Origin of the sequence: Acidovorax sp. LjRoot118 (assembly GCF_964253575.1) — a bacterium.
In the GTDB taxonomy this organism is placed as follows: Bacteria; Pseudomonadota; Gammaproteobacteria; order Burkholderiales; family Burkholderiaceae_C; genus Acidovorax.
The window spans coordinates 1,937,110-1,963,290 of the sequence record NZ_CAXURB020000001.1 but is presented as its reverse complement, the minus strand read 5'-3'; the positions used below and the strand labels follow the sequence as shown (position 1 = coordinate 1,963,290).

Annotated in this window: 30 protein-coding genes; 18 read left to right on the top strand and 12 right to left on the bottom strand. The window is 68.0% G+C overall.

Annotated features, from left to right (window positions below; translation table 11 throughout):
- The first annotated feature begins 26 nt into the window (after nt 1–26).
- Genes ACSQ9E_RS09160 through trhA form a run of 3 tightly spaced genes read left to right on the top strand, consistent with a single transcriptional unit; the run spans nt 27 to nt 951 of the window.
- Nucleotides 27–158, top strand: coding sequence for a hypothetical protein (locus tag ACSQ9E_RS09160; RefSeq protein ID WP_255357714.1), 132 nt, complete (start codon nt 27–29; stop codon nt 156–158).
- Complete coding sequence (locus ACSQ9E_RS09155) at nt 124–291, top strand: hypothetical protein (protein ID WP_164470696.1); 168 nt, start codon at nt 124–126, stop codon at nt 289–291. The genes ACSQ9E_RS09160 and ACSQ9E_RS09155 overlap by 35 nt, the downstream gene beginning before the upstream one ends.
- A 24-nt stretch (nt 292–315) precedes the next feature.
- Nucleotides 316–951: a PAQR family membrane homeostasis protein TrhA gene (gene trhA / locus ACSQ9E_RS09150; protein ID WP_057265652.1), complete on the top strand. Its 636-nt coding sequence runs from the start codon at nt 316–318 to the stop codon at nt 949–951.
- 12 nt (nt 952–963) lie between these two features.
- Here the strand turns inward: trhA and ACSQ9E_RS09145 are convergent, their stop codons facing one another.
- From ACSQ9E_RS09145 to ACSQ9E_RS09095, 11 genes are all read right to left on the bottom strand, one after another.
- Complete coding sequence (locus tag ACSQ9E_RS09145) at nt 964–2,340, bottom strand: LLM class flavin-dependent oxidoreductase (protein WP_436217515.1); 1,377 nt, start codon at nt 2,338–2,340, stop codon at nt 964–966.
- A gap of 157 nt (nt 2,341–2,497) precedes the next feature.
- Nucleotides 2,498–2,713 carry a TOBE domain-containing protein gene (locus ACSQ9E_RS09140; RefSeq protein ID WP_056168199.1) on the bottom strand — a complete coding sequence of 72 codons (216 nt, stop codon included), beginning with the start codon at nt 2,711–2,713 and terminating at the stop codon, nt 2,498–2,500.
- A 65-nt stretch (nt 2,714–2,778) separates the two neighbouring features.
- Nucleotides 2,779–3,603, bottom strand: coding sequence for an ATP-binding cassette domain-containing protein (locus tag ACSQ9E_RS09135; protein WP_057265656.1), 825 nt, complete (start codon nt 3,601–3,603; stop codon nt 2,779–2,781).
- A gap of 4 nt (nt 3,604–3,607) precedes the next feature.
- Complete coding sequence (locus ACSQ9E_RS09130; RefSeq protein ID WP_436217514.1) at nt 3,608–4,579, bottom strand: aliphatic sulfonate ABC transporter substrate-binding protein; 972 nt, start codon at nt 4,577–4,579, stop codon at nt 3,608–3,610.
- A 142-nt stretch (nt 4,580–4,721) separates the two neighbouring features.
- Nucleotides 4,722–5,591 carry an aliphatic sulfonate ABC transporter permease SsuC gene (ssuC, locus tag ACSQ9E_RS09125; protein ID WP_436217513.1) on the bottom strand — a complete coding sequence of 290 codons (870 nt, stop codon included), beginning with the start codon at nt 5,589–5,591 and terminating at the stop codon, nt 4,722–4,724.
- A complete protein-coding gene (locus tag ACSQ9E_RS09120; protein ID WP_436217512.1) occupies nt 5,588–5,962 on the bottom strand; it encodes a VOC family protein in 375 nt (124 codons plus the stop codon). Before ACSQ9E_RS09120 ends, ssuC begins: the two co-directional genes overlap by 4 nt.
- Before the next feature lie 29 nt (nt 5,963–5,991).
- Nucleotides 5,992–7,155 carry an FMNH2-dependent alkanesulfonate monooxygenase gene (gene ssuD / locus ACSQ9E_RS09115; RefSeq protein ID WP_436217511.1) on the bottom strand — a complete coding sequence of 388 codons (1,164 nt, stop codon included), beginning with the start codon at nt 7,153–7,155 and terminating at the stop codon, nt 5,992–5,994.
- Nucleotides 7,156–7,184: 29 nt separating this feature from the next.
- Complete coding sequence (locus tag ACSQ9E_RS09110) at nt 7,185–7,325, bottom strand: hypothetical protein (RefSeq protein WP_164470697.1); 141 nt, start codon at nt 7,323–7,325, stop codon at nt 7,185–7,187.
- Nucleotides 7,326–7,346: 21 nt separating this feature from the next.
- Nucleotides 7,347–8,318: a sulfonate ABC transporter substrate-binding protein gene (locus tag ACSQ9E_RS09105; RefSeq protein ID WP_436217510.1), complete on the bottom strand. Its 972-nt coding sequence runs from the start codon at nt 8,316–8,318 to the stop codon at nt 7,347–7,349.
- Between the two features lie 175 nt (nt 8,319–8,493).
- Entirely contained in the window at nt 8,494–9,084 is a 591-nt protein-coding gene (ssuE, locus tag ACSQ9E_RS09100) for an NADPH-dependent FMN reductase (protein WP_436217509.1), read from the bottom strand.
- Nucleotides 9,085–9,115: 31 nt separating this feature from the next.
- The gene (locus ACSQ9E_RS09095) at nt 9,116–10,138 is read right to left on the bottom strand and encodes a sulfate ABC transporter substrate-binding protein (RefSeq protein WP_436217508.1); all 1,023 of its coding nucleotides are present in this window, start codon (nt 10,136–10,138) and stop codon (nt 9,116–9,118) included.
- 159 nt (nt 10,139–10,297) lie between these two features.
- On the opposite strand from ACSQ9E_RS09095, the gene ACSQ9E_RS09090 reads away from it, so the two are divergent.
- From ACSQ9E_RS09090 to ACSQ9E_RS09020, 15 genes are all read left to right on the top strand, one after another.
- Nucleotides 10,298–10,573: an oxidative damage protection protein gene (locus tag ACSQ9E_RS09090; protein ID WP_057207053.1), complete on the top strand. Its 276-nt coding sequence runs from the start codon at nt 10,298–10,300 to the stop codon at nt 10,571–10,573.
- Nucleotides 10,574–10,595: 22 nt separating this feature from the next.
- On the top strand, nt 10,596–12,530 hold the full coding sequence (gene mnmC, locus ACSQ9E_RS09085; protein WP_436217507.1) for an FAD-dependent 5-carboxymethylaminomethyl-2-thiouridine(34) oxidoreductase MnmC: 1,935 nt from the start codon (nt 10,596–10,598) through the stop codon (nt 12,528–12,530).
- A gap of 135 nt (nt 12,531–12,665) precedes the next feature.
- The gene (locus tag ACSQ9E_RS09080; RefSeq protein WP_428000341.1) at nt 12,666–13,469 is read left to right on the top strand and encodes a sulfite exporter TauE/SafE family protein; all 804 of its coding nucleotides are present in this window, start codon (nt 12,666–12,668) and stop codon (nt 13,467–13,469) included.
- A gap of 10 nt (nt 13,470–13,479) precedes the next feature.
- Complete coding sequence (locus ACSQ9E_RS09075) at nt 13,480–15,264, top strand: nitrite/sulfite reductase (protein ID WP_436217506.1); 1,785 nt, start codon at nt 13,480–13,482, stop codon at nt 15,262–15,264.
- Between the two features lie 30 nt (nt 15,265–15,294).
- Nucleotides 15,295–15,687 carry a DUF934 domain-containing protein gene (locus ACSQ9E_RS09070; protein ID WP_436217505.1) on the top strand — a complete coding sequence of 131 codons (393 nt, stop codon included), beginning with the start codon at nt 15,295–15,297 and terminating at the stop codon, nt 15,685–15,687.
- Nucleotides 15,688–15,691: 4 nt separating this feature from the next.
- A complete protein-coding gene (locus ACSQ9E_RS09065) occupies nt 15,692–16,315 on the top strand; it encodes a phosphoadenosine phosphosulfate reductase domain-containing protein (RefSeq protein WP_436217504.1) in 624 nt (207 codons plus the stop codon).
- Nucleotides 16,316–16,334: 19 nt separating this feature from the next.
- Complete coding sequence (gene cysD, locus ACSQ9E_RS09060; RefSeq protein WP_057265676.1) at nt 16,335–17,285, top strand: sulfate adenylyltransferase subunit CysD; 951 nt, start codon at nt 16,335–16,337, stop codon at nt 17,283–17,285.
- A complete protein-coding gene (locus tag ACSQ9E_RS09055) occupies nt 17,285–18,643 on the top strand; it encodes a sulfate adenylyltransferase subunit 1 (protein ID WP_436217503.1) in 1,359 nt (452 codons plus the stop codon). The genes cysD and ACSQ9E_RS09055 overlap by 1 nt, the downstream gene beginning before the upstream one ends.
- A 135-nt stretch (nt 18,644–18,778) precedes the next feature.
- Nucleotides 18,779–19,108, top strand: coding sequence for a ferredoxin FdxA (fdxA, locus tag ACSQ9E_RS09050; RefSeq protein ID WP_436217502.1), 330 nt, complete (start codon nt 18,779–18,781; stop codon nt 19,106–19,108).
- Between the two features lie 21 nt (nt 19,109–19,129).
- The gene (locus ACSQ9E_RS09045; RefSeq protein ID WP_436217501.1) at nt 19,130–20,209 is read left to right on the top strand and encodes an NAD(P)/FAD-dependent oxidoreductase; all 1,080 of its coding nucleotides are present in this window, start codon (nt 19,130–19,132) and stop codon (nt 20,207–20,209) included.
- Nucleotides 20,210–20,263: 54 nt separating this feature from the next.
- The gene (locus ACSQ9E_RS09040; RefSeq protein ID WP_436217500.1) at nt 20,264–20,965 is read left to right on the top strand and encodes a response regulator; all 702 of its coding nucleotides are present in this window, start codon (nt 20,264–20,266) and stop codon (nt 20,963–20,965) included.
- A complete protein-coding gene (locus tag ACSQ9E_RS09035) occupies nt 20,962–22,293 on the top strand; it encodes an ATP-binding protein (protein ID WP_436217499.1) in 1,332 nt (443 codons plus the stop codon). The genes ACSQ9E_RS09040 and ACSQ9E_RS09035 overlap by 4 nt, the downstream gene beginning before the upstream one ends.
- A 1,046-nt stretch (nt 22,294–23,339) precedes the next feature.
- Nucleotides 23,340–24,413 (top strand): intradiol ring-cleavage dioxygenase, encoded by a 1,074-nt coding sequence (locus ACSQ9E_RS09030; RefSeq protein WP_436217498.1) that lies wholly within the window; start codon nt 23,340–23,342, stop codon nt 24,411–24,413.
- A 188-nt stretch (nt 24,414–24,601) separates the two neighbouring features.
- A complete protein-coding gene (locus ACSQ9E_RS09025; RefSeq protein WP_157412592.1) occupies nt 24,602–24,778 on the top strand; it encodes a hypothetical protein in 177 nt (58 codons plus the stop codon).
- 116 nt (nt 24,779–24,894) lie between these two features.
- Nucleotides 24,895–25,371 (top strand): ABC transporter substrate-binding protein, encoded by a 477-nt coding sequence (locus ACSQ9E_RS09020; protein WP_436217497.1) that lies wholly within the window; start codon nt 24,895–24,897, stop codon nt 25,369–25,371.
- A gap of 47 nt (nt 25,372–25,418) precedes the next feature.
- On the opposite strand, the gene ACSQ9E_RS09015 is transcribed toward ACSQ9E_RS09020, so the two are convergent.
- Nucleotides 25,419–25,952 carry an Rrf2 family transcriptional regulator gene (locus ACSQ9E_RS09015; protein ID WP_179680754.1) on the bottom strand — a complete coding sequence of 178 codons (534 nt, stop codon included), beginning with the start codon at nt 25,950–25,952 and terminating at the stop codon, nt 25,419–25,421.
- Nucleotides 25,953–26,181 lie beyond the last annotated feature (229 nt).

The following is a 26,181-nucleotide window of genomic DNA, read 5'->3' as shown; positions in this document are numbered from 1 at the left end:
AGCTTCACACCACCCAGGAGGTCACCATGCTCTGGAAATTTCTCGGATTGCAGCGGTTGTTCGACGAGCTCTTGGACGAGAGCTGGTTCTCCTTCGACCTTCCTGACAACGACTGCTTCTTCCATGACGAACCGCTCCCGCTCTCCGCGCAGGATTGAACCGCTGCGCACCGTGGCGCTGTTCGGGATCATGGGCTGCGCGATGGCCTGGGGCCTGGTGGAGCTGTTCGCGCTGCAGCGCTCGCGCTACCACGCCTGGCGCGAACGGCAGCACACGGCCCTGCACCGCTGATCCCGGGCCGAGACGGTCCTTGCCATGCAGTGCCGCGACCAGACCCCTGGCGAAGAACTGGCCAACAGTGCCAGCCACGGCCTGGCACTGCTGGCCGCCGTCATCGCGGCCCCTTTCCTCATCGCCTCCGCACGCCCGCAGGGCGCTGCCAGCGTGGCCGGCGCCATCGTCTTCGCCGCCACCATGGTGCTGCTGTACCTGGCCTCCACCGTCTACCACGCCCTGCCCGAAGGGCGCTTCAAGCAGGCGGCGCTGAAGCTCGACCACGGTGCCATCTACCTGTTCATCGCGGGCAGCTACACACCCTTCGCCCTGCACCGTCCCGATGGCGACTGGAACTTCGCCCTGCTGGCGCTGGTCTGGGCCGTGGCCGCGCTGGGCCTGGTGCTCAAGGCCTTCAACCGGCTGCGCACGGCGTGGCTGTCCACCGGCATGTACGTGCTCATGGGCTGGCTGGCCCTGGTGGCCGCCCTGCCCCTCATCGGCCACCTCACGCAGTGGAGCGCGCACTGGCTCATCGCCGGCGGCGTGGCCTATACCGTGGGGGTGGCATTCTTCGTGCTCGATTCACGGCTGCGCTACGCCCACGCCGTATGGCACGGCTTCGTGGCCGCAGGCACGGGCTGCCATGCCGTGGCGATCATGGGCTACGGCGGCTGAGCCGGCCAGGGCTCAGGCTGCTACCGCTTCTTCGCGCACAAAGGCCGAACCTGCGGCCGCTACCGTATGCCGATTGGCGGGCACCGGCAGCTGGAAATGGCTGCGCAGCGTTTCGCCCTCGTATTCCGTGCGCAGCAACCCGCGCGCCTGCAGCACCGGCACGGCCAGTTCCACGAAGGCCTTGAGCGAGGTATTGGGCAGTGCCTCGAAGAAATTGAAGCCATCGGCCGCGCCGCCCTCGAACCAGCGCTGGATTTCATCGGCCACCTGCTCGGCCGTGCCCACGAAGGTGCGGCGCGGTCGGGCGTGCCACAGGGCCACCTCGCGCAGGGTCAGGCCGTGCTCGCGCGCATGCTGCTTGATGCGGTCGCTGGTGCTCTGCTGGCTGTTGCGGCCCAGGTCACCGAGGTCAGGGAAGGGCTCGTCCAGCGGGTACTGCGAGAAGTCATGGTCGTTGAACGGCCGGGCCAGCGCGGCGATGGCGTTCTCGATGTGTACCAGCGCGGCCAACTCTTCGTAGCGGCGCTCGGCCTCCTCCTCGGTGCTGCCCACGATGGGGCGAAACCCCGGCAGCAGGAACACCTCGTCAGGGTTGCGCCCCTCGGCCCGCACACGGGCCTTCACGTCGCGGTAGTAGGCCTGCGCCTCCTCGAAGCTGTCGGCATGGAAGAAGATCGCATCGGCCCGCTGCGCCGCAAAGGCCTTGCCATCGGGCGAGGCACCGGCCTGGAAGATCACGGGTTGGCCCTGGCGCGAGCGCGCGATGTTCAGGGGCCCCTCCACGGCGAAGAACTCGCCCTGGTGGTCCAGGCGGTGCAGCTTGGCCGGGTCGAAGAACCGGCCGGTGGCCTTGTCGCGCACCATTGCGTCGTCCTCCCACGAGTCCCACAGGCCCTGCACCACGTCCAGGTGCTCACCGGCCAGGCGGTAGCGCACGTCGTGCGCATAGTGCTCCTCGCGCCCGTAGTTGCGCGCGCTGCCGTCGAGCCATGAAGTGACCACATTCCAGCCCGCACGGCCGCCGCTGATGTGGTCGAGCGAGGCGAACTGCCGGGCCACGGTGAAGGGCTCGCTGTAACTGGCCGTCACGGTGGCCACCAAACCGATGTGCGAGGTGGCGCCGGCCAGCGCAGAGAGAATGGTCAGCGGCTCGAAGCGGTTGAGGTAGTGGGGACTGGACCGCGGCGTGATATGCACGCTGTCGGCCACGAACAGGAAGGTGAAGCGTGCCTGCTCGGCCAGCTGCGCCTGCGCCTTGTAGAAGCCGAAGTTCACGCTGGCATCGGTGACCGCATTTTCATGCCGCCAATCACCCCAGCCAGCGCCTACGCCATGCAGCACCAGGCCGAGTTGAAGGGTACGGGGCTTTGCGGTGCTGCTGGCGGTCATGCGGGAATCCTGTGGAGGCGAATCGAAGCCCGCAGCTTAGGTCTGGACGCTCCGGGAGCCAACGAAGAAAAACGGATATGGCTATGCCCGCCCCGCAAATGTGAAGGCCCCGCGTCGCGGGGCCTTCAAGGGGGCTGAAGGCGCCCCCAGGCAGGCATCACAGCTTGGCGATGGACACCTCGGTCGATTTCACCAGCGCGACCACGTCGGAGCCCACGACCAGCGCCAGATCGTCCACCGAGCGCGTGGTGATGACGGAGGTGACGATGCCCCAGGGGGTTTCGACATCGACCTCGGAGACGACGTCGCCGCGGATGATCTCGCGCACTTTGCCCTTGAACTGGTTGCGCACGTTGATGGCTTGAATGGACATGGTGTTTCTCCTTGAAAGTCCGGGAACGGATGGATGGGTCAAAAAATCAGAGGGGGCGAAGGCGCTCACACCGCCCAGCGCAGGCCATGCGCGGGCACGCCGGGCCAGCGCGCGTCGGCGGCGCTGGGCCCGGCATCGGGCTTTTGCAGCACGCGGTCGAGGATGCGTTTTTCGATGGCGGCAAACGCGGCATCGCCATGCGAGCGCGGGCGCGGCAGGTCGATCAGCTGGTCCAGCGCAATCTGCCCGTCTTCGATCAGGATCACGCGGTCGGCCAGGGCCACCGCCTCCTGCACGTCGTGCGTGACCAGCAGCGCGGTGAAGCCGCTGGCCTGCCACAGGCCTTCGATCAGGCGGTGCATCTCGATGCGGGTCAGCGCATCGAGCGCGCCCAGGGGTTCGTCGAGCAGCAAGAGGCGCGGGTTGTGCACCAGCGCACGCGCCAGGGCCACGCGCTGGCGCTGGCCGCCCGACAGGCGTGCCGGCCACTCGCCCAGCCGGTCGCCCAGGCCCACGCGGGCCAGCACGTCGGCGGCGGCGCCACGGCGCTCGGTGGGCAGGCCCAGGGCCACGTTGTCGGCCACACGCTTCCAAGGCAAGAGGCGCGAGTCCTGGAACATGATGCGCGTGTCCTGGCTCAGGCCGTCCACGGCCTGGCCGTCGAGGCGGATGGTGCCACCCGAGACAGATTCGAGGCCCGCCACCAGGCGCAGCAGCGTGCTCTTGCCGCAGCCGCTGCGGCCCACGATGGCCACGAACTGACCGGGCTCGATCACCAGCTCGGTCTTCTTGAGCACCTCGCGGGCGCCGTAGCGCTTGTCCACGCCGCGCACTTCCAGGCGCACGCCGTTGTTGCCGCCTGCGGGCGATGAAACGTTGGTTTGTGCCATGGTGTCAGGCTCCCGGCTTGAAGAGCGCCACGTCCAGCGTGTTCACACGCCGGGGCAGCAGTTTCTCGGACAGAAAGGCATCGGCAATGCGTTGCTGCTCGGAGAGGCCGCCCGGCAACACGGCACGCACCTCGTAGCTGCGGCGGCTGTTGGCCTGCTCCACCGTGGCGGCATCCAGCCCCCACACGGGTGCCAGCAACGCGGCGGCGTCCTTGGGGTTGCGCTTGACCCAGGTGCCGGCCTTCTGCAGCTCGGCGAACAGCACGCGCAGCACGTCGGCGCGCGCCTGGGCATATGGCGTGGCGGCCAGGTAGTAGCGCTGGTAGGAGGCCACATCGCGCCCGTCGGCCAGGATGCGCACATTCGACTGGCGCTGCACGGCGGCAAGGAACGGGTCCCACACCACCCAGGCGTCGATGGCACCGCGCTCGAAGGCGGCGCGGCCGTCGGCCGGCGTGAGGTAGGCGGGGTCGATGTCCTTGAACGACAGGCCGGCCTTCTCCAGCGCGGCGATCAGTAGGTAGTGGGCACCGGCGGCCTTGGCAAAGCCGATCTTCTTGCCCTTGAGGTCGGCCACGGTCTTGAGCGGCGAATCGGCGCGCACCACGATGGCCTGGGCCGAGGGGGACGGCGCCTCCTGCGCCACGAAGGTCAGTGCGGCGCCAGCCGCCTGGGCGAACACCGGCACGGTGTCGGCCACGTCGGCGCTCACGTCGATGTTGCCCAGGTTCAGGGCTTCGAGCAGCGGCAGCCCGCTGGTGAACTCATGCCAGGTGACCTTGGTGCCCAGGGGCGCCAGCAGCTTTTCGAGCGTGCCCTGGGTCTTGAGCACCACGATCAGGGTGGACGACTTCTGGTAACCAATGCGCACGGTATCGGGCTTGGCGCCGCTTTGTGCGGACGCCAGGCCGCTGGCCGTGGCAGCCAGCAGCGCCAGCGCCGTGCGCCGGGAGAGGATGGAAGAATAGGCAAACATGCGGGTCCTTGGAATCTTGGAATGCGGTGGTAGGGGTCCTACGGATTCGCGTTCGACCGTATGACTAGGCGGGAAGCCGCAGACAGTGCTGTAGCACGGCAAGGCGAACCAACGACGTCAGACGGTTGAAGGCGAATCCGTATCAGGCGCTCTGGTAGCCGGGGTGCCAGCGCAGCCAGTAGCCTTCCAGGCCCTTGGCGAACAGGTCGGCCAGCTTGCCCAGCAGCGCGTACAGCAGGATGCCCACGAGCACGATGTCGGTCTGCAGGAACTCGCGTGCGTTCATGGTCAGGTAGCCGATGCCCGACTGCGCCGAGATGGTCTCGGCCACGATCAGGATCACCCACATCAGGCCCAGCGAGAAGCGCAGGCCCACCAGGATGCTGGACAGCGCACCCGGCAGGATGATCTGGCGGTACAGCTGCCAGCGCGACAGGCCATAGGTGCGGCCCATCTCGATCAGGCCCGGGTCCACGTTGCGGATGCCGTGGAAGGTGTTCAGGTAGATCGGGAAGAACACCGACACGCTGATCAGGAACAGCTTGGCCGACTCGTCGATGCCGAACCACAGGATCACCAGCGGGATCAGCGCCAGCGCCGGGATGTTGCGCACCATCTGGATGGTGGAATCGAGCAGGGTCTCGAACAGGCGCACCGAGCCCGTGAGCAGCCCCAGTGCCAGCCCCAGGCCGCCACCGATGGCCAGGCCCGCCAGCGCCCGGCCGGCGCTGACCTTGACGTGCGTCCATAGCTCGCCCGAGGCGGTCAGCGTCCAGGCGGCCTTGACCACTTCCAGCGGCGCCGGCAGCACCCGGGTGGAGAGCCAGCCCAGCGACGAGGCGATCTGCCACACCACGATCAGCGTGACGGGCACGGCCCAGGGCAAGAGGCGCTGCAGCACGCCCTTGGCAAAGCGCAGCCATTGCGAGGGCACCAGCGGCGCCAGGCTGGGCGCGTCGATGGAGTCGGCCACAGGCGAGACCTGCAGCTCACGGAGGGATGATGAAGTCATGCAAACTCCTGTCGTTCGGTGTCGGGTTCCAGAAATTCCAGCTGGTTGCCCGCCGGGTCTTTCACGTAAAAGCGCAGGTAGCCGGGCAGCGCCCGGTTCTCCACCAGGGGCAGTTGGGCCTGCAGCAGGCGCCCGCGCAGTGCGGGCAGGTCCTGCACCTCCAGCGCCAGGTGCGACACCGAGGGCGCGCCCTGCCAGTGGTCGGTGGGCACCAGGTCGATGCGCTGGGTGCCGGCGGCAAAATGCAGCGCGTTGCCGGCCGCTGTGTGCACCTCGGGCAGGCCGAGCAGGCGGCTGTAGAAATTGCGGATGGGTTCCTCGGCACCGGCCGGAAAGGCCAGTTGCACGTGGTTGATGGAATGGATGGCCATGGGCGATCTCCTTGGGTGCTGTGCGGCGCTCAGCTTTGCGAGGCGCGCGGTGGCAGCTCGTTGGCGACGGATTCGCCGAACGGGCCCAGCGGGTTGCCGCCGGATAGCTTCTCGCGCACTGACAGGGGCAGCAGCGGGAACACCAGCTCGGCAAAGCGGTAGGCCTCCTCCAGATGCGGGTAGCCCGAGAGCACGAAGGTGTCCAGGCCCAGGGCTGCGTATTCGGTAATGCGCGCAGCCACCGTCTCAGGGTCGCCCACCAGGGCCGTGCCGGCACCGCCGCGCACCAGGCCCACGCCGGCCCACAGGTTGGGGCTGATCTCCAGGTCGGCCCGGGCGCGCTTGGCGCCACCGGCATGCAGGCGCGCCATGCGCCGCTGCCCTTCGGAATCCATGCGCGCGAACACCGCCTGGGCCCGCACCACGGTCGCATCGTCCACGTGGCTGATAAGCTCCTCGGCCGCAGCCCATGCCTGCGCGTCGGTCTCGCGCACGATGACGTGCAGGCGGATGCCGAACTTCACCGTGCGGCCCTTTTTGGCTGCGCGCGCACGCACGTCGGCCACCTTCTTGGCCACCTCGGCCGGGGGTTCGCCCCAGGTCAGGTAGGTCTCGACCTGCTCGGCCGCCAGGTCGTGGGCCGCGTCGGACGAACCGCCGAAGTACACCGGTGGATGCGGGTTCTGCAGCGGCGGGAAAAGCAGCTTGGCGCCCTTCACCGTGAGGTGCAGGCCTTCGAAATCATAGGTCTCGCCGGTGTGGCTGCGGGCCATGATCTCGCGCCAGATGCGGATGAACTCGGCCGACTGCTCGTAGCGCGTGGCATGGTCCAGGAACACGCCATCGCCCTCCAGCTCGGTCTGGTCGCCCCCCGTCACCAGGTTGATCAAGAGGCGCCCGCCCGAGAGCCGGTCGAACGTGGCGGCCATGCGCGCAGCCAGCGCGGGCTGGTGCAGGCCGGGGCGCACAGCGACCAGGAACTTGAGCTTCTTGGTGACCGCGATCAGGCTCGATGCGATCACCCAGGGGTCTTCGCACGAGCGGCCGGTGGGAATGAGCACGCCTTCGTAGCCCAGGCTGTCGGCCGCCACGGCCACCTGCTGCAGGTAGTCGTGGCTGAGCTGGCGCGCGCCCTTGGAAGTGCCCAGGTAGCGGCTGTCGCCGTGGGTGGGAATGAACCAGAAGATCTGCATGGGAAACCTTTTTTTGGTTTGTTATGGCGTCAGTAGGAGATGGCAAAGCCGAACCGGGGCGCACGCACACCCGCACAGCGCGGCCGGGTGGGCAGGCCCCAGGAACTCGCGGTCACGCACAGCACGCGGCGCAATTGCTCGTGCAGGGGAAAGGGCATTGGGGTGTGCATAGAAGGCTCCCGGGAAGAGGGTCAGGCGCCCAGGTCCACCGGCGCGGCGTGCAGCAGGTTGAGCTTCTTGGGGATGAGCTTGAGCTCGAAGAAGGTGTCGGCAATCGACTGCTGCTCGGCGATGATGTCGCGCGTCACGGGGGCGGTGCCAAACTTGGCGCGGCTCAGGTACAGGTCGGTGATGCTGCGGTCCAGGCCCAGCACTGTGGTCAGCTCTGCGGCGGCGGCGCCCTGGTTCTTCGAGGCCCAGGTGTCGATGGCATTGACCTCTTCGATGGCGATGCGCAGCACGTCGGCGTTGCGCGTGGCGTAATCGCGCGAGGTGAAGTAGTAGGCGCGGTTGTTGACCACGCCGGTAGCATCCACCAGCAGGCGCGCGTCCAGCGTCTTTTGCGCTGCGGCCAGGAAGGGGTCCCAGATGATCCAGGCGTCCACGGCGCCCTTCTCGAAGGCGGCACGCGCGTCTGCCGGGGCCAGGAAGATCGACTGCACGTCACCGTACTTCAGGCCGTTCTTCTCCAGCAGCTTGACCAGGAAATACTGCACGTTGGAGCCCTTGTTGTAGGCCACTCGCTTGCCCTTGAGGTCGGCCACGCTGCGGATCGGCGAGTCCTTGGGCACGATCACGGCCTCCAGTGCCGGGCGTGGCACGGTGGCGCCGGCATACACCAGCGGCGCACCGGCGGCCTGGGCAAAGATCGGGGGCGCTTCGCCCACGTCGCCGAAGTCGATGGCGCCCACGTTGAGTGCCTCGAGCTGCACCGGGCCGGCGTTGAATTCGGTCCAGGTGACCTTCACGCCCAGCGGGGCCAGGCGCTTTTCGAGCGTGCCGCGGCCCTTGAGGATGGACAGCCAGCCCTTCTGGTGGCCTACGCGCAGCACGCGTGCCGGCGTCTGGCCGAACGCCGTTCCACCGGTGGCGCCCAGGGCGGCAGCGGCCAGGCTGGAAAGGACCACCTGGCGGCGGCGCGAAGAGAGGAAGGTTTGTGTCATGGCAAGGTGTCTTTCAGCAATATCTGGTGGTGCGGTGGTTCGACCGGTGGCGGCGGGCATGCGGCGGCCTGGCCTGCCCGCATCGGCGGGTGCCGGCTCGACAACAAAATGGGGAGAAAAGAGGGGGATGTGGATGCCGCCGGAGCGTTGAAAAGCTCGGGCGACACCCACTGCGTCAGACGCTACATCGCACCTGCGAGAAGTGCACCGGCGCAAAGCGCCCGGCCTGCGCCGCCGGTGGGCGCAGGGTTTCGGTGATCAGCACGTTGACCGCTTCGTCCAGGCGTGCGGCAATGTCGGCATGCAGGTCGTAGGCGCCCTCGGGCGTCAGGGCGACCTGGGAGTCGGTGGCGTAGATGCTGGGCAGGATGTGCTTGGCGCCCAGCGACTGCAGCACGGGCCTGAGCGCATAGTCCAGCGCCAGCATGTGGTGCGGGCTGCCGCCCGTGGCCAGGGGCAGCACGATCTTGCCCTTGAGCGCGGTCTGCGGCAGCAGGTCCAAAAAGACCTTGAGCACGCCGCTGTAGGCCGCCTTATAGACCGGCGTGGCCACCACCAGCACCCAGGCCTGGGCCACCTGGTCGACGGCGCCGACCACCGTGGGGTGGGCGAAATCGGCCAGCAGCAGTGCCTGGGGCGACAGGTCGCGGATGTGGATGCGGTCCACCAGCGCGCCGCGCACCGACAGGCGTTGGGCCACGGCGTCCAGCAATGCGGCTGAGCGCGAGCGTTCCGACGGGCTGCCGGCAATCAAGAGGGCTGACATGGAGAACTGTCCTTTGCGCGATGGGCGGGGTTCACTTGCGTGTGTAGATCTGGTCGAAGCTTGCGTTGTCGGCAAAGTGGTCCTTGGCCGCCTTGTCCCAGCCACCGAAGGCGCCGTCGATGGTCACCAGGTTGAGTTTGGGGAACTGCTTGGCGTACTTGGCCTTGGCCTTCTCGGAAATCGCCGGGCGGTAGAAGTTCTTGCCGGCAATGTCCTGGCCTTCCTCGCTGTACAGGAACTTGAGGTATTCCTCGGCCACCACGCGGGTGCCCTTCTTGTCCACGTTCTTGTCGACCACGGACACGGCGGGCTCGGCCAGGATGGAGAGCGAGGGGGCGATCACGTCGAACTTGGTGCCGAATTCCTTTTCCAGCAGGTAGGCCTCGTTCTCCCAGGCGATGAGCACGTCGCCCTGGTTGCGCTGGGCGAAGGTGATGGTGGAGCCGCGCGCACCGGTGTCCAGCACGGGCACGTTGCCATAGAGCTTGGCCACGAAGTCCTTGGCCTTCGCGTCGCCGCCCAGCTTGCGCTTGGCGAATTCCCAGGCGGCCAGGTAGTTCCAGCGGGCGCCGCCCGAGGTCTTGGGGTTGGGCGTGATCACGCTGACGCCAGGCTTGACGAGGTCGTCCCAGTCCTTGATGCCCTTGGGATTGCCCTGGCGCACCACGAGCACGATGGTCGAGGTGTAGGGCGAGCTGTTGTGCGGCAGGCGCTTTTGCCAGTCTTTGGGGATCCAGTTGCCGTTGGTGTGCAGGGCGTCGGTGTCGCCAGCCAGCGCCAGCGTGGCCACGTCGGCGTCCAGGCCGTCGATGATGGAGCGCGCCTGCTTGCCCGAACCGCCGTGCGATTGTTTGATCGTCACGTCCTGCCCGGTCTTGCCCTTCCAGTACTTGGCGAAGGCCTGGTTGAACTCCACGTACAGCTCGCGAGTGGGGTCGTAGGAGACGTTCAGCAGCGTCACCGACTGGGCCAACGACGGCAATGCCGTCAGGGCCAAGCCACCCGCAAGGGCGAGAGCGAAAGGAAACTTGATAAAGTCGCGGCGAAAGTTCATGGAAGAGCCTCTTCAATTAGGGATGCGAATGGGTGCTGGACACCGATGGATCGCATTCTGGGAGGCCGCCATCAAAACTGAAACAACTAAGATTTCAGTTCTTTATACCGAAACTATCTGAGCACTTCGCTCGCACAACGATTTACAAGGAAAATCCCCATGGCACGCACCGTTCAATGCATCAAGCTCGGCAAGGAAGCCGAAGGCCTGGATTTCCCTCCCTACCCGGGCGAGCTGGGCAAGCGCATCTGGGAAGGCGTGAGCAAGGAAGCCTGGGCCGGCTGGCTCAAGCACCAGACCATGCTGGTCAATGAAAACCGCCTGAACCTGGCCGACGCGCGCGCGCGCCAGTACCTGGCACGCCAGATGGAGAACCATTTCTTCGGCGGCGGTGCCGACGCAGCAGCGGGCTACGTGCCCCCAACGCCTGAATAAGCGCTCAGCGCACGCCCTGCCCATGTCCGAGCCTGTCGACTGGCTGCCGGACGGCACCCCCTACAGCCCCCGCTTCGGCGACCGTTACCACAGTGAAAACGGCGGCCTCACCCAGGCCCGCCAGGTGTTTTTGCACGGCTGCGGCCTGCCGCAGGCGTGGGCTGGGCAAGCGCAATGGCGCATCCTGGAAACCGGGTTCGGCTTCGGCTTGAACTTCCTGGTGACCTGGGCTGCGTGGCGTGCCGATCCAAAGCGCTGCACCCTGCTGCACTTCGTCTCCACCGAGGCCTGGCCCGTGGGGGCCGATGACCTGCTGCGCGCCACCACGGCCCATCCCGAACTGGCACCGCTGGCGCAGCAGTTGCACGCCCAGTGGTGGGGCCTGCTGGCGGGCGTGCACCGGCTCAGCTTCGACGCAGGGCGGGTGCTGCTCACCCTGTACGTGGGCGACACCCAGGCCATGCTGCGCCAGCAGGCGCTCACCGTGGATGCCGTCTACCTCGATGGCTTCAGCCCCCAGCGCAACCCGGAGATCTGGGACACCCACACCCTCAAGGCCGTGGCACGCTGCTGCCGGCGCGGCACGCGGCTGGCCACCTGGACCATCGCGCGCGCCGTGCGCGATGCCCTGGCCCAGTGCGGCTTCGAGGTCACGCGCATGCCCGGCGTGCCGCCCAAGCGCGACAACCTGCACGCCACCTACAACCCACACTGGGAACCGCGCACCGCGCCGCAGACCCGGCAGGCGGAGCCGGAATCCCGGCCACCGGGAGACTGCATCGTGATCGGCGGCGGCGTGGCCGGCGCGGCCTGCGCAGCCAGCCTGGCACGGCGCGGCTGGCGCGTGCGGGTGCTGGACCAGGCGGCGGCACCAGCAGCCGGCGCCTCGGGCCTGCCCGCCGGCGTGTTCGCCCCCCATGTCTCGCCCGACGACAGCCTGCTGTCGCGCCTGTCGCGCAGCGGCGTGCGTGCCACCCTCGCCCAGGCCCGTGCCGTGCTGAGCGAAGGGCAGGACTTTGGCCAGAGTGGCGTGCTGGAGCGCCATGCCGCCGACAAGGCCCGCAACAAGGCCCTGCCCGCCACCTGGGCCCAGGGCCCCGGCACCGACTGGAGCCAGCCGGCCAGCGAAGACACCCTACTACAGGCCCAGCTGCCGGCCGACACCCCCGCCAACTGGCATCCCCACGCGGGCTGGCTGCGCCCTGCGCGCCTGGTGGCCGAACTGCTGGCCCAGCCGGGCATCACCTGGCAGGGCGACTGCCGCGTGGCGCGGCTGCAGCGCGTGGACGATTCACCCGGCGCCGCATGGCAGGCGCTGGACGCCGAGGGCCGCGTGCTGGCGCAGGCCCCGGTGGTGGTGATTGCCGCAGGCGCCGACAGCCGCCCGCTGCTGGCCAGCCACTGGCCCCTGCAGGCCTTGCGTGGTCAGGTGTCCATCGGCACCTATGGGCCCGGTGAGGCGCCGCTGGCGCCCTTCCCGCTCAACGGCAACGGCAACCTGGTGCCCAACTTTCCGCTGTCGGACGGGCCGGATGCGCCCCGCGCCTGGATCATGGGCTCGACCTTCGAGCGCGGCGCCACGGCCCTGCCCCCCACGCCCGCCGAACAACGGGAGGCCCATGCCGCCAACCACGGCAAGATGCAGGGGCTGTTGCCGTCTGCGGCCGAGCGCCTGCGGGCGGACTTTGCCGCCATGGCCGGCCCGCACGCGCCGGCCGAAGGTCTGCGCACCTGGGCCGCCGTGCGCTGCACCCTGCACGACCGATTGCCGGTGGTGGGCCCGGTCGATGCCGTGGCACTGCCGGGTATGTGGACCTGCACAGCCATGGGGGCGCGCGGACTGACCCTGTCCATCCTGTGCGGTGAGCTGCTCGCGGCCCGGCTGCAGGGCGAGCCTCTGCCGCTGGATGCGAAGCTGGCCAAGGCGCTGGGTGCCGAGCGGCTGGCCGGTGTGTAACCAGCATGCAACAAGGGTCTGGACCCTCCTGACCCATCGCAAACCCGCGTCAGCACTGGCGCATAAGCTTATCCGCATAAGGGCAGGACAAAACAATCGTTTGTTTCCATAAGGAGCGCTCTTACATTCGCTGGCATGCACGATCTGGCGTTTGTCTTTGCGGGGTTTGCGGTCGGGTTCATCGTTGGCCTGACCGGTGTGGGCGGTGGCTCGCTGATGACGCCTGTGCTGATCTTTTTCTTCGGCATCAAGCCCCACCTGGCCATCGGCACCGACCTGCTGTTCGCCGCCTTCACCAAGATGGGCGGCACGGTGAGCATGGCGCGCCAGCGCCTGGTGCCCTGGCGCGTGGTGGGCCAGCTGTGTGCGGGCAGCATCCCTGCCGCCATCCTGGCGCTGTGGGCGCTCAAGGAACTGGGGCCGGCCAGCGCCCAGGCCCAGCGCATCATGACCACCACGCTGGGCTTTGCCCTGCTGCTCACAGCCGCCGCCACGCTGTACAAGGTGGTCGCCTTTTCGCGCCAGCGCCAGGCGGCCGACCATGCCCTGCGCCTGGCCAACGCCGATCAGGCCACCCGCCCGCGCCACTGGAGCCTGCCGGTGCTGCTGGGCGCAGTGATCGGCACGCTGGTCACCTTCACCTCGGTGGGTGCGGGCGCCATCGGCGTCACCGTGCTGCTGCTGGTCTACCCGCTGCTGCCGCTGCCGCGCATCATCGGCGCCGACATCGCCTACGCCGTGCCATTGACCCTGGTGGCAGGATTGGGCCATGCCTCACTGGGCTCCGTGGACTGGAGTTTGCTTGCACAATTGCTGGCTGGCTCGCTGCCGGGCATCTGGCTGGGCTCACGCCTGGTCACCCGCACGCCCGAGCGCCTGATCCGCTCCGCCCTGTCCGTCCTGCTGGCCTGGGCAGGCGCCAAACTGATTCTGATTTAAGCCCACGACGATGTACCAATACACAGAATTCGACACCCAGTTCGTCCACCAGCGCGCGCGCCAGTTCCGCGACCAGCTCGAGCGCTGGCAGGCGGGCAAGCTGCCGGAAGACGATTTCCGCCCGCTGCGCCTGCAGAACGGCTGGTACGTGCAGCGCTACGCGCCCATGCTGCGCGTGGCCGTACCCTACGGCGAGATCGCCAGCCGCCAGCTGCGCGTGCTGGCCACCATCGCGCGGGACTACGACGAACCTGAAGCGGCAGTCTTCAAGGCCGCCATGGACGGCCAGGGCCTGCTGGGCACGACCTTTTTGCCCAAGAACTGCGCCCACTTCACCACGCGCACCAACGTGCAGTTCAACTGGATCCCGCTGTCCAAGGCGGCCGACGTGATGGACCTCTTGGCCAGCGTGGACATGCATGGCATCCAGACCAGCGGCAACTGCATCCGCAACACCACCACCGACGCACTGGCCGGTGTGGCCGTGGACGAGCTGATCGACCCCCGCCCCTACGCCGAAATCCTGCGCCAGTGGACCACGCTGCACCCCGAGTTCGCCTTTTTGCCGCGCAAGTTCAAGATCGCCATCAGCGGTGCAGCAGACGACCGCGCCGCCACCGGCTGGCACGACGTGGGCCTGCACATGGCCCGCAATGAAGCCGGCGAGATCGGCTTCAAGGTCTTCGTGGGTGGCGGTATGGGCCGCACCCCGGTGATCGGCACCGTGATCCGCGAGTTCCTGCCATGGAACCAGATCATGAACTACATCGAGGCCATCGTGCGCGTGTACAACGAGCACGGCCGGCGCGACAACAAGTACAAGGCGCGCATCAAGATCCTGGTCAAGTCCGAAGGCCAGAAGTACATCGACGATGTGGAAGAAGAGTACCGCCAGATCATGGAGATCGACGGCGGCCCGCACACCGTGCCCCAGGCCGAGTTCGACCGCGTGGCTGCCTGCTTCGTGCCGCCCGTGCTGGCCGACATCCCCGATGCCGACCCCGCCGCCCTGGCCGCATCGCTGCAAGCGCAGGCCGCCGAGCACGTGGCCTTTGGCCGCTGGCTGCAGCGCAACGTGCACGCACACAAGAATGCACAGCTGCGCACCGTGACGCTGTCCTTCAAGCGCCCTGGCCAGTCGCCGGGCGACGCCACCAGCGAGCAACTGATCGCCGTGGCCGACCTGGTGGACCAATACTCCGCAGGCGAAGCCCGAGTGACGCACGACCAGAACGTGCTGCTGCCTTGGGTGCACGCCAGCCGCCTGTTCGACCTGTGGCAGGAAGCCAAGGCTTTGGGCCTGGCCAGCGCCAACGTGCAGCTGCTCACCGACATGATCGCCTGCCCCGGCGGCGACTTCTGCTCGCTGGCCAATGCGCGCTCGCTGCCCATCGCTGAAGCCATCACGCAGCGCTACCAGGACCTCGACGAACTCGACGACATCGGCGAGATCGATCTGCACATCAGCGGCTGCATCAACAGCTGCGGCCACCACCACAGCGGCCACATCGGCATCCTAGGCGTCGACAAGGACGGCAAGGAGTGGTACCAGGTCACGCTGGGCGGCTCGGACGGCTCCGACCTGTCGGGCGCGGCCGTGGCCGGCAAGGTGATCGGCCCCTCGTTCTCGGCGGCCGAAGTGCCCGACGTGATCGAGGCCGTGCTCGGCACCTACCGCGACCTGCGCGAAAGCGGCGAGACCTTCCAGAGCACCGTGCGCCGCGCCGGCCTGGACCCGTTCAAGGAAGCCGCCAAGACGGCCCGCCACAAGGAAGAGGCCGTGGCTGCCGCCTGAGCCCCGCCCCAGAACAGAGATAGACACCCCATGAAGATACTTGCATCCCAAGACCACCAGGCCCCTGCCGAAGGCGACACGCGCAGCGTGGCGCTGGCCAACGATGCCGATGCCCTGGCGCTGGCACTGGACGGCGTGGAGCGCGTGGACCTGCACTTCCCCAGCTTCACCGACGGCCGGGCCTTCAGCCAGGCCTTTCTGCTGCGCCGCCGCCGCGGTTTCAAGGGCGACATCCGCGCCACGGGCGACGTGCTGATCGACCAGCTGGTGCAGATGCAGCGCACGGGCTTTTCGTCGGCCGTGCTGCGCGAGGGCGTGGACGCAGCGGACGCGCAGCGCCAGTTCGAGATGTTCCCTGGCTTCTACCAGGGCGACGCGGTCAACCACCAGCCGATCTTTGCCGACAAGGCCGCCACCGCCTAACACCATGAGCCAATTCGATCTCGCTACCGTCAATGCCGAACTCGGCCGCAATGCCGAAGGCCTCGTTGCCTGGGCATTGGGCCTGGGCCAGCGCCCCATCGTCACCACCAACTTTCGCCCCTTCGAGGCCGTGATCCTGCACATGGTCAGCCGCGTGCAGCCCGATGTGCCGGTGGTCTGGATGGACAACGGCTACAACACCGAAGCCACCTACCGCTTTGCCGATGAAGTGACGAAACAGCTCGGCCTGAAGCTGCAGATCTACCTGCCGCGCCGCTCGCGTGCGCACCGCGAAGCCGTGGAGGGCGCCACGCCCGGGCTGGACGACCCGCGCCACGCGGCCTTCACCGAAGAAGTGAAGCTCGAACCCTTTACCCGCGCCCTGCGCGAGACGGCCCCCAAGGTCTGGTTCACCGCGTTGCGCGCCACCGACACCGCCGTGCGCGCCCAGATGGACCCGGTGAGCATCAACCCCGACGGGCTGATCAAGGTCGCGCCGCTGCTGCACTGGTCGTCCAAGGAGCTGTACGAGTACTGCCAGAAGCACGGCCTGCCGAACAACTTCGACTACGTGGACCCCACCAAGGGCGAAGAGAACCGCGAATGCGGCCTCCATATAGCCCACTGACCCCACCGCTGACCCGACCATGAACGCCCGCACCGATGCCGCGCTGCTGCAGAACAAGAACATGAGCCACCACCTGAACAACTCGCACCTCGACGCCCTGGAAGAGGAAACCATCTTCATCCTGCGCGAGGTGGCTGCCGCCTTCGAGCGCCCCACCCTGCTGTTCTCGGGCGGCAAGGATTCGCTGGTGATGCTCAAGTGCGCAGAAAAGGCTTTCGGCGCGGGCCGCATCCCCTACCCGCTGCTCATGATCGACACGGGCCACAACTTCAAAGAGGTCACGGACTTTCGTGATTCGCGCGCCAAGGAACTGGGCGCCGAACTCATCGTGCGCAGCGTCGAGGACTCGATGGCGCGCGGCACCGTGCGCCTGGCCCATCCCGGCGAGAGCCGCAACGTGCACCAGTCGGTCACGCTGCTCGAAGCCATTGAGGAATTCCGCTTCGACGCACTGATCGGCGGCGCCCGCCGCGACGAAGAGAAGGCCCGCGCCAAGGAGCGCATCTTCTCGCACCGCGACAGCTTCGGCCAATGGCAGCCCAAGGCCCAGCGCCCCGAGCTGTGGACGTTGTTCAACACCCGCCTGCAGCCCGGCGAGCACTTTCGCGTGTTCCCCATCAGCAACTGGACCGAGCTGGACGTGTGGCAGTACATCGACCGCGAGCAGATTGGCCTGCCCAGCATTTACTACACGCACAAGCGCGAGGTGGTGGACCGCCGGGGCCTGCTGATGCCCGTGACCGAGCTGACGCCACCGCGCGAAGGCGAGACGGTGCAGACACGCGACGTGCGTTTTCGCACGGTGGGCGACATCACCTGCACCGCGCCGGTGGAGAGCACGGCCGCCACCCCGGCAGAGATCGTGATCGAGACCCTGGCCGCCGACGTGAGCGAGCGCGGCGCGACCCGCATGGACGACAAGACGAGCGATGCCTCGATGGAAAAGCGCAAGAAGGACGGGTATTTCTGATGACCACCGCACACCAAGCCACCGCCCCTGCCGCAGCCAACGCTGGCAGCAACCATGCCTCGGCCCTCAAGTTCATCACCTGCGGCAGCGTCGACGACGGCAAGAGCACGCTGATCGGCCGCCTGCTGGTGGACAGCCGCGCCGTGCTGCAAGACCATCTGGCCGGCGTGCAGCGCGGCGGCGAGACGGACCTGGCCCTGCTGACCGACGGCCTCTCGGCCGAGCGCGAGCAAGGCATCACCATCGACGTGGCCTACCGCTACTTCGCCACCGAAACGCGCAAGTTCATCATCGGCGATGCGCCCGGCCATGAGCAGTACACGCGCAACATGGTCACCGCCGCCAGCAGCGCCGACGCCGCCGTGGTGCTGGTCGATGCGACCAAGCTCGACTGGCAGAACGCAGCCCTGGCACTGCTGCCGCAGACGCGCCGCCACTCGCTGCTGGCCCATCTGCTGCGCGTGCACTCGCTGGTGTTCGCCGTGAACAAGCTCGATGCCGTGGCCAACCCCGAACTGGCCTTCGCGCACATCAGCGCCGCCCTGGCACAGTTCGCCGAAGCTGCCGGTATTGCCGTGCGCGCCACGGTGCCGGTCTCGGCCCTGAAGGGCTGGAACGTGGTGGACGCCCACGCCGGCTGGTGCGGCTACAACGGCCCCACGCTGCTCGAAGTGCTCGAACAATTGCCCAACACCCCGGCCGACACGGGCCTGCCGCTGGCCTTCCCGGTGCAGTGGGTAGAGAAGTTCTCGTCCTCCGCCGACACATCGCAAGGCCGCCGCGTGTTCTGGGGCCGGGTGGCCGCAGGCGCCGTGGCGCCCGGCACGGCCGTGCAGATCTTCCCGAGCGGTCAGAGCGCCACCGTGGCCCAGGTGCTCGACCATGCGCGCCGCCCCGTGGGCGTGGATGCGGGCCAGAGCGCCGGCATCATCCTCGACCGCGAGGTGGACGTGTCGCGCGGCGACTGGATCCTGGCCGCCCCCACGCCCGCTGCGGCGGCTGCCGAGGACGATTTCGACACCCCTGCCGCCGTGCCCGCCTGGCCCGCCAGCCGCGAGCTGCTGACCACCGTGGCCTGGATGGACGACGAGCCGTTGGTGGCCGGCCGCGTTTACTGGGCGCTGCACGGGCACCGCTGGGTCAAGGCCAAGGTCAAGCGCGTGGTGCACCGCCTGGACATCAACACCCTGGCAGAGGACGACGCCACGCAGCTTGACCCCAACGCCATCGGCCACGTTGAACTGCTGCTGCAGGAGCCCCTGCCCGCCGCCCCGTTCGGCCAGGCGCGCGTGCTCGGCTCGCTGATCCTGGTGGACACGGCGAGCCACAAAACGGCCGGCGCCGTCCTGGTCAACTGATCCGCATTCGCAATGGGCACCTCTTTGTGTGCCCCAAACCCCTGAGTCACCCCCTCAGACCCAGGGGCCCCGCAACCCAAGGCCGGTGAAAGCTCCTAAAATAGAGGGTTTTCACTGACCCACACAACTCTCGTCATGACCCACGTCGTCTCCGAAAACTGCATCAAGTGCAAGTTCACCGATTGTGTGGACGTCTGCCCCGTGGACTGCTTCCGCGAAGGCCCGAACATGCTCGTCATCGATCCCGATGAGTGCATCGACTGCGCCGTGTGCATCCCCGAGTGCCCGGCCAACGCCATCTTTGCCGAAGAAGACCTGCCGGCCGACCAGATCGCCTTCATCAAGCTCAACGCCGACCTGGCCTTTGCCGACGGCTGGAAGAGCATCACCAAGCGCAAGCCCGCCCTGCCTGACGCCGACGAGTGGAACGGCAAGCCCGGCAAGGTCAACGACCTGATCCGCTGAGCGGTATCGCTGCATTCGCCGGTGTCCACGCTCGCGCAATCGTCCCCTCCCATCGCCACGGATGCCGTGGTCATCGGTGCAGGCCCGGTGGGCCTGTTCCAGGTCTTCCAGCTCGGCCTGCAGGGCATCACTGCCCATGTGATCGACGCCCTGCCCCATGCCGGCGGCCAGTGCGTGGAGCTGTATGGCGACAAACCCATCTACGACATACCGGGCGTGCCCGTGTGCAGCGGGCGCGAGCTGGCGGCCTTGCTGCTGCAGCAGATCGCCCCGTTCCAGCCGCACTGGCACCTGGGTGCGCTGGTCGCGTCCGTGTCACTGCAGGACGATGGCCGCATCCTCATCGAAACCAGCCAGGGCAAGGCCCTGTTGGCGCGCAGCGTGTTCATCGCTGCCGGCGTGGGCGCCTTCGTGCCGCGCACGCTCAAGGTCGAGGGCATAGAGCCTTTTGTCGGCGCGCAGGTGCACTACCAGCACCTGCCCGCAGGCACCGTGGTGGCGGGCCAGCGCGTGGTGGTGCATGGTGGTGATGACGCCGCCGTGGCCCATGCCATCACCCTTGCAACCCTGCCCCAAGCCGAAGCCCCTGCCATCGTCCGCCTGCTGTACCGGCGCGATGCCTTCCAGGCGCCACCCGAGCAGTTGCAGCAATTGCAGGCCCTGCGCGATGCGGGGCGTATCGAGGTCATCGTCGGCCAGATCACCGGCGTGGTGGCTGCGGGCGGGCGCCTGACCGCCCTGCAGGTGGTGGACACGGAGGGCCGCAAGGCCAACGAACCGCTCGACTGCCTGATCGCCGCGCTGGGTATCTCCCCGCGCCTGGGGCCGATTGCCGACTGGGGCATCGCCATCGAACGCAAGCAGCTGGTGGTGGACACCGCCAGCTTTCGCACCAGCGTGCCCGGTATCTACGCCGTGGGCGACATCAATACCTACCCGGGCAAGCGCAAGCTCATCCTGTGCGGTTTTCACGAGGCCACGCTGGCCGCCTTTGCCGCGGCCGAGGCCCTGAGCGGCGACAAGGTGGCCTTGCAGTACACGACCACCAGCCCGAGGCTCCACGCGCTACTGGGCGTTGCCGCACCGCAAGCAGCCTCCTGAATCCGCCAGGGCTGTGCTACCTTCGGCCCTTCACCACTGCCACAAGATTTCCGCATGATCCGATGCCTGCTGGTGGACGACGATCCCGCCATCCGCACCCTGCTGCTCGACTACCTGGGAACCTTCGGCTTCACCACCGAGGCCGTGGGCGATGGCCGGGGCATGCGCGCTGCGCTGGCGCGCCAGGGTTTTGACGTGGTGCTGCTCGACCTGATGCTGCCCGACGAGGACGGCCTGACCCTGTGCCAGTGGGTACGCCGCGACCATGGCCAGTTGCCCGTGATCGTGCTCACCGCGCAGGGCGACCCGATGTCGCGCGTGCTGGGACTCGAACTCGGGGCCGATGACTACCTGTCCAAGCCCTTCGAGCCGCGCGAGTTGGTGGCACGCATCAAGGCCGTGCTGCGCCGCGGCACCGCCGCCCCGCCACAGGCCGACGCACCCCAGGTGCGCTTCGAGGGCTGGACCTTCGACCGCCTGCGGCGCGAACTGGTCTCGCCCGACGGCACCATGGTGGCCCTGTCGAGCGCCGAGTTCCGCCTGCTGGAGGCCTTCACCGCCCATGCCGGCAAGGTGCTCAGCCGCGACCGGCTGCTCGACCTCTCGCGCGCCCCCGGCGTGGTGGTGAGCGACCGCAGCATCGACCTGGCCGTATCGCGCCTGCGCGGCAAGCTCGGTGAAGGCCAGCGCGATCGCCCCCTGATACGCACCCTGCGCGGCGAGGGCTACCTGTTCGACGTGGAGGTGCAGCGGTGAAACCCGCAGCGCCGGGTGGGCGCTGGAATTGGCGTCGCCTGGACACCCTGTTCCTGCGCCTGTTCATCCTCATGTGGGTGGCGCTGGCCGGCAGCCACCTGGTGGCCTACCTGGTGGTCACCAACCTGCGCCACCAGCAGGACCTGGGCACTGCGCTCTCGCGCCTGCCGCCGCTGGCCTCGCTACCGCCTGGCAACCCCCTCACCGGCTCCGGCATGCCCGGTGGCCCGCCGCCGCCGCGGTCAGGACCGAATGCAGGCCCCGGCGGCAGCCCCTGGCCCGGCCCGCCGCCCATGGTTGGGGGCGAGCGCATGGCTGCGCCGTCCTTCCAGCCCCCCGGGGGCAGCGCGGGCAGCGGCGATGGCCGCCCGCCCAACCCGTTCACCGCCCCGGGTCCGCAGCGCATGGGCGGCTCCATGCCCGGCAACGCGCTGTGGCTGGACTACGGCATCCGCTTCGTGCTAATCGGCCTGGCGGCCTTCCTGGGAGCGCGCTGGCTGTCTCGCCCCATGCTGCGCCTGTCCCATGCCGCCAGCGCCCTGTCGCAAGGCATCGACAAGGGCGGCAGGCCGCCCGTGCTCGATGAAACGCTGGGCACCGTGGAGGTGCGCAACGCCGCACAGGTGTTCAACCAGATGTCGCAGCGGCTCAAGGAGCAGTTCGACGCGCGCGGCCTGCACATGGCCGCCGTGTCGCACGACCTGCGCACGCCCTTGACCCGGCTGCGCATGCGCGTGGCCCAGTGGCCCGAAGGCCCGGCGCAGCAGGCCGCCATCAGCGACATCCGCGAGATGGACGAAATGATCGGCGACACCCTGGCCGTGCTGCGCGAGCAGCACGAGGGCAGCCAGGCCCGCTCCATTGACCTGGTGGCCCTGCTGCAGGCGCTGGTGGACGACCTGGCCGACCAGGGCCAGCCCGTGCAACTGCAGGCCCCGGTCGGCAGCGCACCCGTGCGCGTGCGCGCCCGCACCGCTGCACTGCGCCGCGTGATCGGCAACCTGGTGGGCAATGCCGTGCGCCATGGTGGCGGCGCCACGCTCAGCGTGCACGCCCTGCCCGAAGGCGCGGTGCTGCACATCGACGACTCGGGCCCGGGCATCCCCGAGGCCCAGCTGGAGCAGGCGCTGGAGCCCTGGGTGCGGCTGTCGCAGGACCCGCTGCCGGCCCATGCCATGGCGGGCGAACTCCCGGCGCACACCGCCGGCTACGGCCTGGGCCTGGCCATCGCGCGCGACCTGGCGGAGCGCGATGGCTGCCGGCTGAGTCTGCACAACCGGCCCGAGGGTGGGCTGCGCGCGCAATTGGTGATACCGCTGGCAGGCTGACTGCTTGCTGCTTGCTGCAGCGAGAGGCCCTCAGTTCGTCCTCTTGTGCCGAGGCCAGAGTGCGGGATGTGAGCACCGTGCTGCCACTTTTTTTTAGCGGTGTGCCTTGGTGGAGGGCGGGAGCCGGGATGTGCGCCCGGCGGCGCAGTAACTTTCTCTTGGCCGCCAAGAGAAAGTCACCAAAGAGAAGGCGGCCCCCAGTCTGCGTCCCCCATCGCCCTGTCGGGCGATGGGGGCAGCCTGCGATGCTCGGATCTGGGGTGGTGCCGATGAACTCGCTGCGTTCCCCCTGCGGGTGAACTCCGCTCAAACAGCATCGGCAAGCCAGATCACGAAGCGTGTGTGTCCTTCGGCACACACGCCCACCCCAGCTCCTGCGCTTCTCGGCGCAGCCAGAAGGGGTGGGAGCGGGGTCACGAACGGCTGCTGCTTCGCAGCTGCGCCTGGGGTCGGGGACGCGCGCGGTGCGCGCTGCCGACGGGCGGTGCAACCGCCCTGGCGAGCCGAGCGCAGCGAAGGACCACGGGGCCGAGCGAAGCAAAGGTCCGCGTGGAGCCCGCTCCCACCCCCTTCTGACCGTGCCGAGAAGCGCAGGGCCTGGGGTGAGCGCGTGCCGAAGGACACGCGCATCGTCATCTGGCTCGCCGAAGCTGTTTGACCGGAGCTGCCTCGCAGAGGCAGCGCAGGGAGTTCTTCGGCGTCACCCCAGGACCGAGCATCGCAGGCTGCCCCACTCGCCCACCGGGCGAGTGGGGACACGGGCAGCGGGGTCGTCTTTTCTTGGCCTACCTTCTTTTGACGAAGCAAAAGAAGGTAGGTGCGCCGCCGGGCGCACACCCCGGCCTCCGCCCTCAAAACAACACCAGAAGCAACCACCGCCCCAGCCATTCCAACAGCGATCCAATAGCCCTTCATTTCAACCACGACACAAACTGCATAAACAGGGGATACAGGCTGGCGACACACTGTGCACACGGTCACCCAGACAGCCAAAGGCAGCGCAGTCCGGGTGAGTGGTTTTCTTCATCAACAGAACCTGCAAGCCCATGAACACCAACACCCTGCACCACGACGACGACACCGCCCACCACCACGGGCTCCAGCACGACCTCAAGACCCTGACCCGCCAGGCCGCCACGCGCCGCAATGCCTTGCGCTGGCTGGCCGTGGGCAGCATGGCGCCCATGTCTCTGCTCTCGGGCAACAGCATGGCCGACACGGCCAGCGACGCATCCACAGTGCTCAACTGGGCCCAGGCCAGCTACCCGCAGTGGTTCCCGGCCAGCTCGGCCGTGGCGCAGAGCAATGCCAATTTCATCTTCCGCTTCTACCCCACCACCGACAACTACCTGGGCGTGAGCCTGCAGGATTCGAACCTGTACGCCTACGGCCGCGAGACCGGCTACGCCTTCCTGAACCTCGGCCCCCTGTCGCACTGGGTGAGCATGGCCGCAGGCGGTGCCACCAGCCAGACCTGCAGCATCATCCCGCAGGAGACGGCCGGCCCCTACCCTGGCGACGGCACCAACAGCAACCAGTCGGGCGTGGCCAATGCACTAACACTCTCGGGCATCGTGCGCAGCGACATCCGCCCCAGCATCGGCGGCGCTACCGGCATCGCAGCGGGCATCCCCCTGCGCATCGAACTGGAACTGGTCAACGCCGCATCGAGCTGCGCCAGCCTGTCGGGCTACGCCATCTACCTGTGGCACTGCACGCGCGACGGCCTGTACTCGATGTACTCGAACGGTGTCACCAGCGAGAACTACCTGCGTGGCGTGCAGGAGACCAGCGCCTCGGGCGTGGCCACCTTCCAGTCCATCTTTCCGGGCTGCTATTCGGGCCGCATGCCGCACATCCACTTCGAGGTGTACCGCAACCTCGCCAGCGCCACGCGCGGCTCCAATTCCATCCGCACCTCGCAGCTGGCCTTCCCCGCCGCCGTGTGCCAGCAGGTCTACACCGCCGATGGCTACAGCGCCAGCGTGCGCAACCTCTCGCAGATCACGTTTGCCACCGACAACGTGTTCAGCGACGGCGTCTCGCTGCAGACCGCCACCGTGACGGGTGACAACGCCAGCGGCTACGTGGCCAAACTGCGCGTCGGCGTGAGCGGCTGAGGCTGCGCAGCCGCCATTTCTTTCTCTCTTCCCTCCCTTGGGTGCTGCCGGCCTGCCGGCGCACCTTTTTTTCATGCCCGGCGGGAACGCCCCACAACCGACTGCGCACTACAGCCAGGCCACCCATCGGCCTACAGCCGCCCCGCCCATGTGCGCCCAGACTGTGCGCACGACACCGGGAGACTTCCATGAGCGCGATTCCACCCAAGGACACCTACCAACTGGTCTTCGACTGCCTCACCGAGCAGGACTCGACGACGGCAGAGCGCACGGCGCGTCTGCTCGCCCAGGTCATCGACCACCTGGAGCAGCGCCGGGAGCTAGACCGCCAGGAAATCGAGGACATGGTCCGCAAGCTCGGCTGACCTGCCACGCTTCGTGCGGGCGGGTATCCATGCGCAGCCAATGCCTTTGGCGCAGCAGGGCCAAAGACCGGTTCAGTAGCATGTCCGCTCACCTGTACAAGGACCTGGATCTACCCATGAATGCTTCGCTTCGCACCACCTCGGCCGTCATCGCCCTGGCCATCGCCGCCCTGACCGTTCCCACGCTCGCGCAGGCCAAGCGCATGGGAGGCGGCAGCAAGCCCGCTGCGGCCCGTCCAGCACCTGCAGCAACCCCGGCTGCCACCGCCGCGCCCAAGGCGCCGGCAACTCCCGCCACCCCAGCAGCTGCCGCACCGGCTGCAGCAGCCCCTGCCGCTGCAGCACCTGCTGCGGCAGCGGCACCCACAGCGCGCCCCGGCATCGGATCCACCCTGGGCGCTGCCGCCGTAGGCGGCGTGGCCGGCGCCATGATCGGCAATGCCATGGCCAGCCCCAGCGCAGACAAGGATGCCAAGGCCAAGGAAGCCAAGGTGAAAGAAGCCGAAGCCGCCGAAAAGGAAGCCAAGGAACTGCAGCGCAAGGCCGATGAAGCCAAGGCCAAGGCCGAGGCAGCTCGCACGGCCGCCAAGTAACCGTAAGCAGCGCGGGCTGCGGCGGGCCAGCCCGGCCCGCTACCGCGCTACTCCAGCGCCCTCAGTGCGCCCAGTGCAAAGACGGAGTTGGGAACCCCTTCCCGGGGCAGCTGTGGCCGGGGCTTCATGCGCTTGGCAGGGCTGCTCTTTTCTGCGGCCACCGGCATGCGCTCGATGGGTGCCTGCTGGCTCACCAGCTCGGCCACGGACACCGATGCCAAGTACTCCATCACCGAATGGTTGAAAGCAGCCCAGAGGTCCGCCGTCATGGCCCCTTGCGAGGAACTCATGGCATCGACCGGTCGGCTGGAACCACCCGGTTTGCCGACCTCTGAAGCCAGCACGATGTCGGCCACCGAAATGTCGCGCGCGCCGCGGGCCAGCGTGTAGCCGCCGCCCGGGCCCCGGGTGCTGATCACCAGTCCCGCCTGGCGCAGACCGCTGAACAGGACCTCCAGGTAGGACACCGAAATCTCGTACCGCTCGCTCAGGGCAGACAGTGCCACCGGGCTGCCCACAGAGCGGGACGCCAGGTCCACGATGGCGACAACGGCAAACTTGCTACGGGTGGTCAGGCGCATGGCTTGCTCCGGAAATGGGGGGAGCTGTGGTGGGCATGCACCCCGGTGTTCTTGTTCATGGTGGTCAGGTGGGCAATGGCACCAGGGCCCGCAAACCCGCAAGGGTTGGACAGCCGCTTGGGCAGAAGAAAAGCAGGCACGGTGGCGATTTCCATGGTGAATGTCTGGGGCCGGTCGCCGGCGCCACGGGGTGGCGGCGCAGGGAATACCGGTGGGCGCTTCGGTGCAG